Origin of the sequence: Streptomyces sp. NBC_01294 (assembly GCF_035917235.1) — a bacterium.
Classification (GTDB): Bacteria; Actinomycetota; Actinomycetes; order Streptomycetales; family Streptomycetaceae; genus Streptomyces; species Streptomyces caledonius.
Genome location: NZ_CP108423.1, coordinates 2,298,015 through 2,312,769 on the forward strand (window position 1 = coordinate 2,298,015; position 14,755 = coordinate 2,312,769).

Genomic DNA, 14,755 nt, shown 5'->3' on the forward strand with positions numbered 1-14,755 from the left:
GCGCCGGGGGCGTGCGGTGAGGTGTGCGGTGAGGGCCGGCCGCTAGCTGTCGAAACCGAGACCGAGCTTGTCCATCACCTTGAGCCACAGGTTCCGGTGGCCGCCGCGGGCGTCCGCGCGGGCCAGCGACCACTTCGTGAGCGCGATCCCGGTCCAGGCGAAGGGCTCGGGCGGGAACGGCATCGGCTTGGACTTCACCATCTCCAGCCGGGTGCGCTCGGTGGAGAGCCCGTCCAGCAGGTCCAGCATCACCTCGGCGCCGAACCGGGTGGCGCCCACCCCGAGGCCGGTGTAGCCGGCGGCGTAGGCCACCTTCCCGGAGTGCGCGGTGCCGAAGAAGGCGGAGAAGCGCGAGCAGGTGTCGATCGCGCCGCCCCAGGCGTGGCTGAACTTCAGCCCCTCCAGCTGCGGGAAGGCGGTGAAGAAGTGCTCCGCGAGCCTGAGGTAGGTCTCGGGGCGGTGGTCGTACTCGGAGTCGAGCTTGCCCCGGTAGGGGTAGATCGCGTCGTAGCCGCCCCACAGGATCCGGTGGTCGCGGGTGATCCGGAAGTAGTGGAACTGGTTGGCGCTGTCCCCCAGCCCCTGCCGGTTCTTCCAGCCGATGGCGGCCAGCTGGGCCTCGTCCAGCGGCTCGCTCATCAGCGCGTAGTCGTAGACCGGGACGGTGAACGGGCGGATCCGCTTGACCAGCGACGGGAAGATGTTGGTGCCCAGGACGACCCGGCGGGCCAGGATCGTGCCGTAGGGGGTCTGCACGGTCATGCCGGGTCCGGCCGGGGCCATCTTCAGGCCGCGGGTGTTCTCGTAGATCCGCACCCCGAGGTCCAGGCAGGCCTGCTTGAGGCCCCAGGCCAGCTTCGCCGGGTTGAGCATGGCGACGCCGTCGCGGTCCCAGAGGCCCGCGAGGAAGGTCGGGGAGTCGACCTCGGCGCGCACCGCGTCGCGGTCGAGCCATTCGGAGCCGTCGGCCAGGCCCAGGCGCCGCGCCTCCTCGTGCAGCTCGCGCAGCTCCTCGACCTGGTGCGGTTCGGTGGCCACGTCGATCTCGCCGGTCCGCTCGAAGTCGCAGTCGATGCCGTAACGGGCGACGGCCTCCTCGATGGCGTCGAGGTTGCGGGCGCCCAGCTCCTCCAGCTTCGCCAGCTCGCCGGGCCAGCGGGCCAGCCCGTTGCCGAGCCCGTGGGTGAGGGAGGCGGCGCAGAAGCCGCCGTTGCGGCCGGAGGCGGCCCAGCCCGCCTCCTTGCTCTCGATCACCACGACGTCCCGCTCGGGGTCGCGCTCCTTGGCGATCAGCGCGGTCCACAGCCCGCTGTAACCGGCTCCGATGACCAGCAGGTCGCAGCGCTCGTCGGAGGTCAGCGCCGGCCGGGGGGCGGGCTTGCCGGGGTCGTCCAGCCAGTACGAGACCGGCTTCGCTTCCGAAAGGGATTTCGCAACACTACGCATGGCGACTGGGGCCATGTCTTCCAACTCCCTACAGGGGTCTACTTCGGTTGTGCCTTCTTGCGGCGGTTGCCGGCCATCTGGCCGACGAGGACCACCAGCACCGCGATGACGAACATCGCCGTGCCGATGACGTTGATCTGCACGGGCGTACCGCGCTGGGCCGATCCCCACACGAACATGGGGAAGGTGACGGTGTTGCCCGAGTTGAAGTTGGTGATGATGAAGTCGTCGAACGAGAGCGCGAAGGACAGCAGCGCGCCCGCCGCGATGCCCGGCGCCGCGATCGGCAGCGTCACGCGTATGAAGGTCTGCACCGGGCCCGCGTAGAGGTCGCGGGCGGCCTCCTCCAGCCGCGGGTCCATGGACAGGACGCGCGCCTTGACCGCGGCGACGACGAAGCTGAGGCAGAACATGATGTGGGCGATCAGGATCGTCCAGAAGCCCAGCTGGATGCCCATGTTGAGGAAGAGCGCGAGCAGCGAGGCCGCCATCACGATCTCCGGCATGGCCATGGGCAGGAAGATCAGCGAGTTGACCGCGCCGCGCGCCCGGAAGCGGTAGCGCACCAGGGCGAAGGCGATCGCGGTGCCCAGGGCGGTCGCGGCGAGGGTGGACCACAGGGCGATCTGGAGCGAGAGCGAGAGGGAGCCGCACAGGTCGGCGACGCCGCAGGGGTCCTTCCACGCGTCGAGCGAGAACTCCTGCCAGGCGTAGTTGAACCGCCCGGTGGGGTTGTTGAAGGAGAAGACGGTGACGACGACGTTCGGCAGGATCATGTACGCGAGCGTGCAGAGGCCCGCGATGACGATCAGATTGCGCCGGAGCCAGCTGAGGGGACTGCGCATCAGACCAGGTCCTCCGTCCCCGCTCGGCGGATGTAGATGGTGACCATGATCAGCACGATGGCCATGAGAATGAAGGACAGCGCGGCCGCCGTCGGGTAGTCGAGGATCCGCAGGTACTGCGACTGGATGACGTTGCCGATCATCCGGGTGTCCGTGGAGCCGAGCAGCTCGGCGTTCACGTAGTCGCCGCTCGCCGGGATGAAGGTGAGCAGGGTCCCGGAGACCACGCCCGGCATGGAGAGCGGGAAGGTCACCTTCCGGAACACCGTGGCGGGGCGGGCGTACAGGTCCCCGGCCGCCTCGTGGAGGCGGGTGTCGATGCGCTCCAGCGAGGAGTACAGCGGCAGGATCATGAAGGGGAGGAAGTTGTAGGTCAGACCGCAGACGACCGCGAGCGGCGTGGCCAGCACCCGGTCCCCCTCGGTCATGCCGAGCCAGCTGGTGACGTCGAGGAAGCCGATGCTGTTGAGGACACCGACCACCGGGCCGCCGTCGGCCAGGATCGTCTTCCAGGCCAGCGTGCGGATCAGGAAGCTGGTGAAGAACGGGGCGATGACCAGCACGAGCAGCAGGTTGCGCCAGCGGCCCGCCTTGAAGGCGATCAGGTAGGCCAGCGGGTACCCGAGCAGCAGGCACAGCGCGGTCGCGGTGCCGGCGTAGAGCAGGGAGCGCAGGAACTGCGGGTAGTACTCGGTGAAGGCGTCCCAGTAGGTCCGGAAGTGCCAGGTGACCTCGAAGCCCTCTTCGAGGGAGCCGGTCTGCACCGAGGTGGAGGCCTGGTAGACCATCGGCAGCACGAAGAAGACGAGCAGCCACAGGATGCCGGGGAGCAGCAGCCAGTACGGGACCATCCGCTTGCGTACCGACGGCTTGTGCACCGGGGGTTCGGCCGGGGCGGGCGCCTTGGGCGGCGCGGCGGTGGTGGTCATGCGCCGTCCTCCACCGTCTCGACACCGGCGTCGATGTCCTGAGAGGCGTCCAGGCCGAACGTGTGCTCCGCGTTCCAGTGCAGGATCACCTCGGCGCCCGGGACCAGGCGGCTGTCGCGCTCGATGTTCTGCACGTACACCTCCAGCTCCGGACAGACCTGGCTGTCGATGACGAACTGGGTGGAGACGCCGATGAAGGAGGAGGCCGCGATCCGGCCGGGGACCTTGTTGCGGCCGGCCGCGATGGTGTGCTCCTCGTCCGCGTGGACCAGGGATATCTTCTCCGGGCGCACCCCGACCAGCAGCTTTCCGCCCGTGCTGGGGGTGGTCGCGCAGCGGGACGCGGGCAGCCGGAGTGTCGTGCCGGAGGCGGAGACGACCACGTCGCCGGACGAGCCGCCGGCGGACTCCACCGAGGCCTCGATGAGGTTCGAGGTGCCGAGGAAGTTGGCGACGAAGGTGGTGCCCGGGTTCTCGTAGAGCTCGGCGGGGGCGCCCAGCTGCTCGACGCGGCCGCCGTTCATCACGGCGACCGTGTCGGCCATGGTCATGGCCTCCTCCTGGTCGTGCGTGACGTGCACGAAGGTGATGCCGACCTCGGTCTGGATCCGCTTGAGCTCCAGCTGCATCTGGCGGCGCAGCTTGAGGTCGAGGGCGCCGAGCGGCTCGTCGAGGAGCAGCACCTGCGGGTGGTTGATCAGGGCGCGGGCGACGGCGACGCGCTGCTGCTGGCCGCCGGAAAGCTGGTGCGGCTTGCGCTGGGCGAACTGGCCGAGCTGGACCAGCTCCAGCATCTCGTCGACCTGCTTCTTGACCGACTTGATGCCGCGGCGGCGCAGTCCGAAGGCGACGTTCTCGAAGATGTTCAGGTGCGGGAACAGGGCGTAGCTCTGGAAGACCGTGTTGACCGGGCGCTTGTACGGCTGCAGGTCGGTGACCTCCCGGTCGCCGAGGTGGACCGTGCCGGTGGAGGGCTCCTCCAGGCCGGCGATCATGCGCAGGGTGGTGGTCTTCCCGCAGCCCGAGGCGCCGAGCAGGGCGAAGAAGGAGCCCTGGGGAATGGTGAGATCCAGCGGGTGCACGGCGGTGAAGGTTCCGTAGTGCTTGCTGATCCCGGAGAGGCGGACGTCGCCGCCCGCGGTCTTGTCAGTCATGGATGGGTCCCGGGGGTTGGGTAGGCGAAGAGGACAAGGGAGGGGTTCGCCGCGAGGCGCCGCAGCCGGAGGCCGGAAGCCGGAAAGCCGACGCAGGGTGCCGGACGCCGGACGCCGGACGCCGTGGCTACGCGCCGATGAGCTTGGCGAACTTCTCCTCGTACGCCGTCTCTTCCTCGCTGCTGAGGGAGCGGAAGGCGTGGGACTTGGCGGTCATCGCCTTGTCCGGGACGATCAGGGTGTTCTCCGCGAGCTCGGCATCGATCTTCGCGAGCTCTTCCTGCACCCCCTCGACGGGGCACACGTAGCTGATGTACGCGGCCAGCTGGGCGGCGACCGGAAGCTCGTAGTAGTAGTCGATGAGCTTCTCGGCGTTCGCCTTGTGCCGGGCCTTGACCGGGACCAGCAGGTTGTCGCTGGAGGTGATGTAGCCGGCCGCCGGTATCGCGTACTGGATGTCCGGGTTGTCGGCCTGGAGCTGGATGACGTCGCCCGCCCAGGCCAGACAGGCCGCGAGGTCGCCCTTGTCGAGGTCCGAGGTGTAGTCGTTGCCGGTGAAGCGGCGGATCTGGTTGGTGTCCACGCCCTTCTGGAGCCGGCCGACCGCCGCGTCGAAGTCGGCGGTGGTGAAGGCCGCCGGGTCCTTGCCCTGGTCGAGCATGGTCATGCCGACGCTGTCGCGCATCTCGGTGAGGAAGCCGACGCGGCCCTTGAGGGTGGGGTCGTCGAGCATCTGCGTGACGGAGTCGACCTTCTTCCCGCCGGTGGCCTTGGTGTTGTAGGCGATGACGGTCGAGATGCCGGTCCAGGGGTAGCTGTACGCGCGGCCCGGGTCCCAGTCGGGGCTGCGGAACTGCGGGGACAGGTTCGCGTAGGCGTGCGGCAGGTGCGAGGGGTCCAGCTTCTGCGCCCAGCCGAGGCGGATGATGCGGGAGGCAAGCCAGTCGGTGACGACGATCAGGTCGCGGCCGGTGTCCTGGCCGGCCGCGAGCTGCGGCCTGATCTTGCCGAAGAACTCGACGTTGTCGTTGATGTCCTCGGTGTACTTGACCTTGATCCCGGTCCGCTTGGTGAACTCCTCCAGCGTGGGACGGGTCTTCTCGTCCTCGCTGGTGTCCATGTACTCGGTCCAGTTGGAGAAGTTGATCTCCTTCTCCCGGTCCGAGTGGTCGTCGGAGGCCACGGCCGCGTCCCCCGCACGCTTGGCGGGCGGGATTCCGCACGCGGCGAGGGTGGACATGCCTGCGAGGGTGAGCGCTCCGACTCCGGAGGCGCGCAACAGCGAGCGGCGGGTGAGGGCGCCGCGCCCGCTGGTGAGGCTGCGCCGCATCGCGGCGAGTTGCGCCGCCGAGAGGCGGTCGGGCTCGAACTGCTCCATGCGCTGTGCCCTTTCGGGAGGTGTACCGCTGGTCAGGCGGTGGGCCCACGCGGCGATGGCCGCGAATGGTTACGGTCGGTCCCCGAAGATCGTGCGGTGCCAGTCCTTCGCGGCTACCGCCGTGTTGTCGTACATGACGTGCTTGACCTGCGTGTACTCCTCGAAGGAGTAGGCAGACATGTCCTTTCCGAATCCGCTCGCCTTGTAGCCCCCGTGGGGCATCTCGCTGATGATCGGAATGTGGTCGTTGATCCAGACGCAGCCCGCCTTGATCTCGCGGGTGGCGCGGTTCGCCCGGTAGAGGTCGCGGCTCCAGGCGGAGGCCGCGAGTCCGTACGGGGTGTCGTTGGCCAGCGCGATGCCCTCGTCGTCGGTGTCGAAGGGCAGGACGACGAGGACCGGACCGAAGATCTCGGACTGGACCACCTCGCTGTCCTGGGCGGCGCCGGCGATGAGGGTGGGCCGGTAGTACGCGCCCCCGGCCAGGTCGCCCGCCGGGACCTCGCCGCCGGTGACGACGGTGGCGTAGGCCCGGGCGCGCTCGACGAAGCCGGCGACCCGGTCGCGCTGGGCGTGGGAGACCAGCGGGCCGAGGTCGGTGGTGGGCGCGAAGGGGTCGCCGAGGCGGACGGTCTCCATCAGCTCGGCCACCCGCGCGACGAAGGCGTCGTGGAGGGGGCGCTGGACGTAGGCGCGGGTCGCGGCGGTGCAGTCCTGGCCGGTGTTGATGAGGGAGGCGGCGACGGCGCCGTGCGCGGCGGCCTCCAGGTCTGCGTCGTCGAAGACGAGGAAGGGAGCCTTGCCGCCGAGTTCCAGGTGGAGCCGCTTGACGGTGGCGGTGGCGATCTCGGCGACGCGCTTGCCGACGGCGGTGGAGCCGGTGAAGGAGGTCATCACCACGTCGGGGTGGCCGACCAGGTGCTCGCCGGCCTCGCGGCCGGCGCCGGTGACGATGTTGATCACGCCGTCGGGCAGGCCCGCGTCCTTGGCCGCCTGCGCGAACATCAGGGAGGTCAGCGGGGTGAGCTCGGCGGGCTTGAGGACGATGGTGTTGCCCGCGGCGATCGCCGGGAGGATCTTCCAGGCGGCCATCTGGAGCGGATAGTTCCAGGGCGCGATGGAGCCGACGACCCCGATGGCCTCACGGCGTACGTACGAGGTGTGGTCGCCGGAGTACTCGGCGGCCGCCTGTCCCTGGAGGTGACGGGCGGCTCCCGCGAAGAAGGCGGTGTTGTCGATGGTCCCCGGCACGTCGAACTCCGTGGACAGCTTGATCGGCTTGCCGCACTGGAGGGACTCTGCGTACGCGAACTCCTCCGCCTGCTCGGCCAGTACGGCCGCCAGCCGGTGCAGGGCGTCCGAGCGCTCGCCGGGGGTGGCGCCGGACCAGGCCGGGAAGGCCCGCTTGGCGGCGGCGACGGCCGCGTCGACGTCCGCGGTGCTCGCGAGCTCATAGGTGAGGACCTCGTCGCCGGTCGCCGGATCGATCACCGTGTGTGACCGGCCGGACGTGCCCGGCCTCAGGTGCCCGTCGATATACTGCGCGCCGTCCGCGAAGCGGTCTTTGACCTGGAAGCGGTTGCCCATCACGCTCTCACGCTCTCCGTAGCTACAGTTCGAGCTACAGCTCGAATTGAGTGCCGATCCTGACAGAGGCAGTGCCCTCGGCCAAGTGATTCCGTTGTTGCCTTTTGATTACGCGACGGAATCGGTCGACCATGTGTCGAGGCACACCGAAAATCCCGTACGAAGTGTCAGTGGCGACTGCCAGACTCGCGTGCATGGAGATGATCGACAGCCTGATCAAGCAGGTCAGCCGCGGTGAGCGAGTGAAGTACCTGCCGTTCTGGGGGCACCGGCCGCGGCCGGACGGAAAGCTCGGCCCGAGCTGCCTGAGCCAGTGGTGGCCGTCCGCCTTCACTGTCGGTGACGTCCGTTACGCCACGGCCGAGCACTGGATGATGGCCGGCAAGGCGCGGCTGTTCGCGGACCCCGAGGCCGAGCAGGCCGCGCTGGAGGCGAAGAGCCCGGCGCAGGCGAAGAAGGCCGGGCGCCTCGTGCGCGGCTTCGACAACGCGACATGGGAGCGGGAGCGCTTCGCCCTGGTGGTGGAGGGCAGCGTGCACAAGTTCGGCTCCGACCCGGCGCTGCGCGCGTACCTGCTGGGCACCGGGGACCGGGTGCTGGTCGAGGCGAGCCCGATGGACCGGATCTGGGGCATCGGGCTGGCCGCCGACGACGAGCGCGCCCTGGATCCGGCGCGCTGGCGCGGGCTGAACCTGCTGGGCTTCGCCCTGATGGAGGCCCGGAAGCGGCTGCGCGAGGACGGCGCGTGACGGAGCGGCGACGCCGCTGACGACGGCGAGGGTCCGGCCGCTGACGACGGCGAGGTCCGGACGGAGGGTAAATACGTGGCGGGGGCCCGGGCCCTCCGCCTAACGTGATCCTCGTCCAGGTGCGAAGGCGAGACCTACTTCGACTCATAATCGGGCGGCCGCGGGTTCGAGTCCCGTCACCGGCTTCAGGCCGGTGTAGCTCAGCTGGTAGAGCACCTTGTGGTTTCGCCGGCCTTGTTCTCTGGACACCTACGTCACGCACCTCCCGGTGCGCAGGCTGCGGCTCCTTCTTTTGCAAAGAACTCCAGGCCGCCGCCACCTTGATCTCGGGAGGCCGCGTGCGGGGTGCCCGGTGCGCAGGCAACGGTTACTTCTTCCGGATCAGGAGGTGGCGGGTTCGAATCCCGCCCGGCCCAGGCCGGTAGCTCAGCTGGATTGAGCACCTGACTTAGTCCGTCGCCGACCTCTGATCTCGGGCATCCCGCACGTCACGCCTCCCCCGCTTCCTTTGAATTCGGGGGGATTCACATGGCTCGTTTCAACCTGCGCGCGCTCAAGTCCGCGCCCGCCGCGCCCACTTCGCCCGTCCGCTCGGCCGGCCGTGCCCGCACCCACCAGGGCGGACCGGGCCACCTGCGCGACCCGCGCTCGGAGCTGTTCCTGCTCGCCGTCGCCAACTTCGTGACGCAGCGCACCGCGTACGAGAGCGGCGAGGCCCGCGACGACCGGTTCGCCGCGCTCGTACGCACCCTGGCCGTCGAGGATCCCGTGTGGACGGCCGGCCTGCTGGGCTGGCTCCGCGGGGACGCGAACATGCGGACCGCCTCGCTCGTCGGCGCGGCCGAGTACGTCAAGGCGCGGCTCGACGCGGGCGCCACCGAAGGCCCCTCGAACCGCCAGGTCGTGGACTCCGTACTGCGGCGCGCGGACGAGCCCGGTGAGCTGCTGGCGTACTGGACGGCGACGTACGGACGGAGCGTGCCCAAGCCCGTCAAGCGCGGCATCGCCGACGCCGTACGCCGGCTCTACTCCGGCACCACGCTGCTGAAGTACGACACCGATTCCAAGGCCTACCGCTTCGGCGACGTCCTCAACCTCGTGCACGCCTCCCCCGACCCGGCCAAGCCCTGGCAGGGCGAGCTGTTCCGTCACGCCCTCGACCGCCGGCACAATCCGGACGACGCGCAGGTCCCCGCCGGCAACCGCACCCTCGCCGCCCACCGGGCGCTGATGGAGCTGCCGGTCTCCGAGCGGCGCGGTGTCGTCCTCGCCGAGGACGGCGCGGAGCGGCTCGCGGCGGCGGGCATGACCTGGGAGGCGCTGGCCGGGTGGCTGCAGGGGCCGATGGACGCGGCCGCGTGGGAGGCGGTCATCCCGTCCATGGGCGCGATGGCCCTGCTGCGCAACCTGCGCAACTTCGACCAGGCCGGGGTCTCGGACGCGGTGGCCGCGCAGGTCGCGGCGCGGATCTCCGACCCGGAGGCCGTCGCCCGGTCCCGGCAGTTCCCCTTCCGCTACCTGGCCGCCTATCAGCACGCGCCCTCGCTGCGCTGGGCGTACCCGCTGGAGCAGGCGCTCGGCCACTCGCTGGCCAACGTACCGGCGCTGCCCGGCCGGACGCTGGTGCTCGTCGACCGGTCCGGGTCGATGTGGTCGCCGCTGTCGGACCGTTCCAGGCTGAACCGGGCGGACGCCGCCGCCGTCTTCGGGACGGCGCTGGCGCTGCGGGCCGAGCAGGCCGACCTGGTGCAGTTCGGTACGACCAGCCAGGCGGTCCGCTGCGCCCGCGGCGAGTCCGTGCTGAAGGTGCTGGAGCGGTTCGGGGACCTCGGGGGCACCTACACGGCCGCGGCCGTGAAGAAGCACTACCGGGGCCACGACCGGGTGCTGATCGTCACCGACGAGCAGGCCGCCTCGTACGGCTACGGAGGCGATCCGACCGCGGAGGTGCCGCCCGCCGTTCCGGTGTACACCTGGAACCTGGCCGGCTACCGGGCGGGCCACGCGCCCTCCGGCGCCGCGAACCGGCACGCCTTCGGCGGACTCACCGACGGGGCCTTCCGGATGGTGTCCCTGATCGAGGCCGGCCGGAACGCCGACTGGCCCTGGGTCTCCTAGGCCGAGGGGTCTCGCAGGTCGAGGGGTCTCCCAGGTCTAGGCGCCTCCCAGGTCTAGCCTGGCCGTCAGACCTTCTCGTGCACCTGGGAGTTGTCGTACGGGCTGTCGTACGGCGAGTCGTCGAGCGGCCCCCCGTCCATGAGTCCGCCGAACATGAGCACGAGGAGCAGGCCGCCCAGCACGATGCCGACCGCGCCGAGGATGATGCCGGCGAGCGCCATCCCGCCGTTGTCGGCCTCGCCGCGGTTGGCCTTGCCCTTGCCCAGGACGCCGAAGACGACCGCCCCGATGCCGAGCGCGACCGCTATGAAGCTGGTGACGCAGCCGACGACCGCGAGGATGCCGAGGACGAGCGCGGTGATGCCGAAGCCGTTGCTCGGCTGCGCCCCGTACGGCGGCGGGTACGCGCCGGGGCCCGGGTATCCCGGGTACCCGGAGTAGCCGGGGTAGCCCGCGTCGCCGGGGTATCCGTAGCCCGGCTGGGGCTGGGCCGGGTACCCGTACGCCGCGGACGCCGGGGGCCCGGTCATCGGCATCGTGGTCGCAGCCGGTGGTGGCGTGGACGTGTGCGGCGCGGACAGGTGCGGCGCGGACGGGGGCAGTTGGTCGCCCGGCGTTCCGGCGAGCGTCGGCTGGTCGTGCACGGACGGCGGGACGGACACGCCCGGCGCTCCGTGCGTTCCCTGCGTCTTGCCCAGTTCCACCGCCGGCCGCTCCGGCGGCGCCCACGGGTCTCGCGGCTCGGGACTGCTGTCGGTCATACGGCGCCCCCCTCTCGTACAGCCATGCTAAGCGCTGCCACCGACAGTCACGGGCGTGCCTACGATGAATCCCCGACCCGCCCGCACCAGCGTTCTCCCGGAGGCACCCCCATGACCGACCTGCACCCCTTCATCGCGGGGCTGCCCAAGGCCGAACTCCACGTCCACCACGTCGGCTCGGCGTCCCCGCGCATCGTGGCCGAGCTCGCCTCCCGGCACCCCGACTCGAAGGTCCCCAGCGACCCCGAGGCGATCGCCGACTACTTCACCTTCACGGACTTCGCCCACTTCATCGAGGTCTACCTGTCGGTCGTCGACCTGGTCCGCACCCCGGAGGACGTGCGGCTGCTGACCTTCGAGGTCGCCCGCGACATGGCCCGGCAGAACATCCGCTACGCCGAGCTGACCATCACCCCGTACTCCTCCACCCGCCGCGGCATCGAGGAGAAGGCCTTCATGGCGGCCATCGAGGACGCCCGCAAGGCCGCCGAGTCCGAACTCGGCGTCATCCTGCGCTGGTGCTTCGACATCCCCGGCGAGGCCGGCCTCGAAGCCGCCGCCGAGACCGCCCGGCTCGCCGTCGACCTGCGCCCCGAGGGCCTGGTCTCCTTCGGCCTCGGCGGACCCGAGATCGGCGTCCCGCGCCCGCAGTTCAAGCCGTACTTCGACGCGGCGCGGGCCGCGGGCCTGCACAGCGTGCCGCACGCCGGCGAGACCACCGGCCCGGAGACGATCTGGGACGCCATCCGCGAGCTGGGCGCCGAACGCATCGGCCACGGCACCAGCGCCACCCAGGATCCCGCGCTCCTCGCGTACCTCGCCGAGCACCGCATCGCACTGGAGGTCTGCCCGACCTCCAACATCGCCACCCGCGCGGTCACCGACCTCGACCTGCACCCGGTCAAGGAGATGGTCGCGGCGGGCGTGCTCGTCACCATCAACAGCGACGACCCGCCGATGTTCGGCTCCGACCTCAACAACGAGTACGCGGTGGCCGCCCGCCTCCTCGACCTCGACGAGCGCGGGCTCGCGCAGCTCGCAAAGAACGCCGTCGAGGCGTCTTTCCTGGACCCGGCCGGCAAGGCGCGGCTCATCGCGGAAATCGACACGTACACCGCCGAATGGCTGGCGCGCTGACACACCGTCGGGCCCGTCGGCCGTGAGAATGGGGCCATGCGCACCCTGACTGCCGTCGGCCACCGCGGCGATCCCTACCGTGTCCGTGAGAACACCCTGCCCTCGATCGGCTCCGCCTTCGCCCGCGGGGCGGACGCGGTCGAGATCGACGTACGGCTGACCCGCGACGGGGTGCCGGTCCTGCTCCACGACGAGTCGCTCCAGCGGCTGTGGGGCTACGACGTCCGCCTCGACGAGGTCACGGTCGCGCAGCTCCAGGAACTGACGCGGGGCGGGGTGCCCACGCTGCGCGACGCCCTGATGGCGGCCGGGACGGGACAGCTGATGCTGGACCTCCCGGGCGCCACGGCCGAGGCGGTGCGCACCGTCGTGGGCCTGGTCCGCGAGTGCGGGGCGGGCGAGCGCACGTCCTACTGCGCGGGCCCGGACACGATGCTCGCGGTCCGCGCCGCCGATCCGTCCGCGCCGATCGCGCTGACCTGGACCACGCTGTCGCCGCCGCGGCGGGTGCTCATCGACGCCGTGGCCCCGCTCTGGCTCAACTACCGCTTCGGGCTGGTGAGCCGGGAGCTGGTGCACGCCCTCCACCGGGACGGCCTGCTGGTGTCGGCCTGGACGGCGGACACCAAGCGGACGATGAGGACGCTCATGGCGGCGGGCGTCGACTCGATCACCACGAACCGGCTGGACGCGCTGGCGGCCGTACGGGCCGAGTTCGGCCGTTGATACGCGAGCTGGCCGGGCGGCTGAGCCGGGCCAATCCGTGGGCCGTGGACCTGGGCCTGACGCTGCTGGTGCAGCTGGCCGTCACGATGCCGTTCGTGCTGCCGAGGGAGGCCGGACTGCCGCCGGTGACCTGGGCCTCGTACGCGATCACCACGGCGGCGGTGGTGCCGCTGGTGTGGCGGCGGCGCCGGCCGGTCACCGTCCTGGTGGTGATCCTGCTCGTCGGCGGCCTCTACAAGGTGACGCTCGACGGGCCCGGTCAGCCGCTGCCGTACGCCGGGCTGATCGCCGCCTACACGGTCGCCCTGCAGTGCCCGGCGCGCGTCCGGGCGGCCGTCGGGGTGATCTCGGTGGCGGTCATCGCCGCATCGGTGGGCCTGGAGACCGGTTCGGCCAGGGAGCTGTCCTTCACCCTGTTCTGCGCGTGCGCCGCCTACGTTCTGGGCCGGCTCCAGTTCACCCGGCAGGCCTATACCGCGGCCGTCGAGGACCGCGCGGCGCAGCTGGAACGGGCGAACCGGATCGAGGCCGAACAGGCCGTGGCCCGTGAACGGGCCAGGATCGCCCGGGAGATGCACGACATCCTCTCCCATGCGGTCAGCATCATGATCGTGCAGGCGGAGGCGGGTCCGGTGGCGGTACGGCGCGCCCCGGAACGGGCCGAGGCCGCCTTCGAGGCCATCTCGGAGACCGGCCGGGACGCGATGGTGCAGCTGCGCGCGATGCTCGGGGTGCTCCGGGAGGACGGCCCGGCCCCGCGCGAGCCGCAGCCGGGCGTGGCGGCGCTGCCCGTCCTGCTGGACCGGATACGCCTCGGCGGGCCCGAGGTGGTGTACGAGGAGACGGGCGGGATCCGCCCGCTGGCCGCGGCGGTGGACACGACGGTCTACCGGGTGGTGCAGGAGGCCCTGACCAACGTCGTGAAGCACGCGGCGGCGCGGCGCGTGACGGTGTGCCTGGACTACGCACCCGAGGCGCTGAGGATCACGGTCACGGACGACGGTCGGGGCCCGCTGGGCGGCTCGGGGGGCGGCCCGCGGGGCGGACACGGCCTGGTCGGCATCAGGGAGCGTGCGGCCGCCCACGGGGGGACGGCGTGCACGGGCCCCGGTCCGGGCGGCCGGGGCTTCCGCGTGGCCGTGGACCTAGTAACGTCCCCGGCGGAGGTGGGGAATTGACGATCCGTGTGGTGGTCGCCGACGACCAGGAGCTGGTGCGCAGCGGGTTCGCGATGATCCTGGACGTCCAGGAGGACATCGAGGTCGTGGCGGAGGTGGGGGACGGCGCGGCGGCGGTCGAGGCGGTGGCCCGGCTCGCGCCGGACGTGGCGCTGCTGGACATCCGGATGCCGGTGATGGACGGGATCGAGGCGTGCCGGACGATCTCGGCCCGGAGCGCGTGCCGGACGGTGATGCTGACGACCTTCGACGCGGACGAGTACGTGTACGAGGCGCTGCACGCGGGGGCGAGCGGGTTCCTGCTGAAGGACGTACGGCGGGACGATCTGGTGCACGCGGTACGGGTGGTGGCGGCGGGCGAGTCCCTGCTGGCGCCCTCGGTGGCGCGGCGGCTGATCGAGGAGTACACGGCGACGACGGCGCGGCCCTCCCTCCCGGCGGACCGGCTGGAGGTGCTGACGGCGCGCGAGCGGGAGACGCTGGTGCATCTGGGGCGGGGGCTGTCGAACGCGGAGATCGCGGCGGCGCTGGTGGTGAGCGAGCACACGGTGAAGTCGCACGTGGGCAATGTGCTGGCGAAGCTGGGGCTGCGGGACCGGATCCAGGCGGTGATCTGCGCATACGAGACCGGCCTGATCGCGGCGGGTACTCCCTCTGGGGAGTGAGGGGACGGCGTGTCGCCTCCCTCTCGCCGGTGAGTTGTCGTACCGGTGAAGACCCCTCTTGTTGGTGATCCGCAACCACCCT

The 14,755-nt window shown here is 71.0% G+C and carries 13 protein-coding genes; 6 read left to right on the forward strand and 7 right to left on the reverse strand.

Going from position 1 to position 14,755, the window contains the following annotated elements; genetic code table 11:
* Nucleotides 1-42: 42 nt before the first annotated feature.
* From OG534_RS10065 to OG534_RS10090, 6 genes are all read right to left on the reverse strand, one after another.
* On the reverse strand, nucleotides 43-1,461 hold the full coding sequence (locus OG534_RS10065) for an NAD(P)/FAD-dependent oxidoreductase (protein ID WP_326587752.1): 1,419 nt from the start codon (nucleotides 1,459-1,461) through the stop codon (nucleotides 43-45).
* A 23-nt stretch (nucleotides 1,462-1,484) separates the two neighbouring features.
* The gene (locus tag OG534_RS10070; RefSeq protein WP_326587753.1) at nucleotides 1,485-2,291 is read right to left on the reverse strand and encodes an ABC transporter permease; all 807 of its coding nucleotides are present in this window, start codon (nucleotides 2,289-2,291) and stop codon (nucleotides 1,485-1,487) included.
* Nucleotides 2,291-3,220: an ABC transporter permease gene (locus OG534_RS10075; RefSeq protein WP_326587754.1), complete on the reverse strand. Its 930-nt coding sequence runs from the start codon at nucleotides 3,218-3,220 to the stop codon at nucleotides 2,291-2,293. The genes OG534_RS10070 and OG534_RS10075 overlap by 1 nt, the downstream gene beginning before the upstream one ends.
* The gene (locus tag OG534_RS10080) at nucleotides 3,217-4,374 is read right to left on the reverse strand and encodes an ABC transporter ATP-binding protein (RefSeq protein WP_326587755.1); all 1,158 of its coding nucleotides are present in this window, start codon (nucleotides 4,372-4,374) and stop codon (nucleotides 3,217-3,219) included. The genes OG534_RS10075 and OG534_RS10080 overlap by 4 nt, the downstream gene beginning before the upstream one ends.
* A 127-nt stretch (nucleotides 4,375-4,501) precedes the next feature.
* Nucleotides 4,502-5,752, reverse strand: a complete 1,251-nt coding sequence (locus OG534_RS10085) for a polyamine ABC transporter substrate-binding protein (RefSeq protein WP_326587756.1) — start codon at nucleotides 5,750-5,752, stop codon at nucleotides 4,502-4,504.
* A gap of 69 nt (nucleotides 5,753-5,821) precedes the next feature.
* Entirely contained in the window at nucleotides 5,822-7,339 is a 1,518-nt protein-coding gene (locus tag OG534_RS10090; RefSeq protein ID WP_326593541.1) for a gamma-aminobutyraldehyde dehydrogenase, read from the reverse strand.
* A 194-nt stretch (nucleotides 7,340-7,533) separates the two neighbouring features.
* Here OG534_RS10090 and OG534_RS10095 point away from each other — a divergent pair, with 194 nt between their 5' ends.
* On the forward strand, nucleotides 7,534-8,088 hold the full coding sequence (locus tag OG534_RS10095) for an NADAR family protein (RefSeq protein WP_326587757.1): 555 nt from the start codon (nucleotides 7,534-7,536) through the stop codon (nucleotides 8,086-8,088).
* Between the two features lie 528 nt (nucleotides 8,089-8,616).
* Nucleotides 8,617-10,206, forward strand: coding sequence for a TROVE domain-containing protein (locus OG534_RS10100; protein WP_326587758.1), 1,590 nt, complete (start codon nucleotides 8,617-8,619; stop codon nucleotides 10,204-10,206).
* A 65-nt stretch (nucleotides 10,207-10,271) separates the two neighbouring features.
* Here OG534_RS10100 and OG534_RS10105 read toward each other — a convergent pair whose 3' ends face one another.
* The gene (locus OG534_RS10105; protein ID WP_326587759.1) at nucleotides 10,272-10,967 is read right to left on the reverse strand and encodes a DUF4190 domain-containing protein; all 696 of its coding nucleotides are present in this window, start codon (nucleotides 10,965-10,967) and stop codon (nucleotides 10,272-10,274) included.
* Between the two features lie 111 nt (nucleotides 10,968-11,078).
* Between OG534_RS10105 and OG534_RS10110 the strand changes: the two genes are divergently transcribed.
* The 4 genes from OG534_RS10110 to OG534_RS10125 are packed head-to-tail and all read left to right on the forward strand — an operon-like array spanning nucleotide 11,079 to nucleotide 14,673.
* Nucleotides 11,079-12,104, forward strand: a complete 1,026-nt coding sequence (locus OG534_RS10110; RefSeq protein ID WP_326587760.1) for an adenosine deaminase — start codon at nucleotides 11,079-11,081, stop codon at nucleotides 12,102-12,104.
* Between the two features lie 36 nt (nucleotides 12,105-12,140).
* Nucleotides 12,141-12,830, forward strand: a complete 690-nt coding sequence (locus OG534_RS10115; protein ID WP_326587761.1) for a glycerophosphodiester phosphodiesterase — start codon at nucleotides 12,141-12,143, stop codon at nucleotides 12,828-12,830.
* Entirely contained in the window at nucleotides 12,827-14,008 is a 1,182-nt protein-coding gene (locus OG534_RS10120; protein WP_442807053.1) for a sensor histidine kinase, read from the forward strand. Before OG534_RS10115 ends, OG534_RS10120 begins: the two co-directional genes overlap by 4 nt.
* Nucleotides 14,005-14,673, forward strand: coding sequence for a response regulator transcription factor (locus OG534_RS10125; protein WP_326587762.1), 669 nt, complete (start codon nucleotides 14,005-14,007; stop codon nucleotides 14,671-14,673). Before OG534_RS10120 ends, OG534_RS10125 begins: the two co-directional genes overlap by 4 nt.
* Nucleotides 14,674-14,755 lie beyond the last annotated feature (82 nt).

Bases quoted from the DNA above. Each gene is read 5' to 3' on its own strand.
- OG534_RS10065 (WP_326587752.1), bottom strand. From the start codon at position 1,461: ATGGCCCCAGTCGCCATGCGTAGTGTTGCGAAATCCCTTTCGGAAGCG.
- OG534_RS10070 (WP_326587753.1), bottom strand. From the start codon at position 2,291: ATGCGCAGTCCCCTCAGCTGGCTCCGGCGCAATCTGATCGTCATCGCG.
- OG534_RS10075 (WP_326587754.1), bottom strand. From the start codon at position 3,220: ATGACCACCACCGCCGCGCCGCCCAAGGCGCCCGCCCCGGCCGAACCC.
- OG534_RS10080 (WP_326587755.1), bottom strand. From the start codon at position 4,374: ATGACTGACAAGACCGCGGGCGGCGACGTCCGCCTCTCCGGGATCAGC.
- OG534_RS10085 (WP_326587756.1), bottom strand. From the start codon at position 5,752: ATGGAGCAGTTCGAGCCCGACCGCCTCTCGGCGGCGCAACTCGCCGCG.
- OG534_RS10090 (WP_326593541.1), bottom strand. From the start codon at position 7,339: ATGGGCAACCGCTTCCAGGTCAAAGACCGCTTCGCGGACGGCGCGCAG.
- OG534_RS10095 (WP_326587757.1), top strand. From the start codon at position 7,534: ATGGAGATGATCGACAGCCTGATCAAGCAGGTCAGCCGCGGTGAGCGA.
- OG534_RS10100 (WP_326587758.1), top strand. From the start codon at position 8,617: ATGGCTCGTTTCAACCTGCGCGCGCTCAAGTCCGCGCCCGCCGCGCCC.
- OG534_RS10105 (WP_326587759.1), bottom strand. From the start codon at position 10,967: ATGACCGACAGCAGTCCCGAGCCGCGAGACCCGTGGGCGCCGCCGGAG.
- OG534_RS10110 (WP_326587760.1), top strand. From the start codon at position 11,079: ATGACCGACCTGCACCCCTTCATCGCGGGGCTGCCCAAGGCCGAACTC.
- OG534_RS10115 (WP_326587761.1), top strand. From the start codon at position 12,141: ATGCGCACCCTGACTGCCGTCGGCCACCGCGGCGATCCCTACCGTGTC.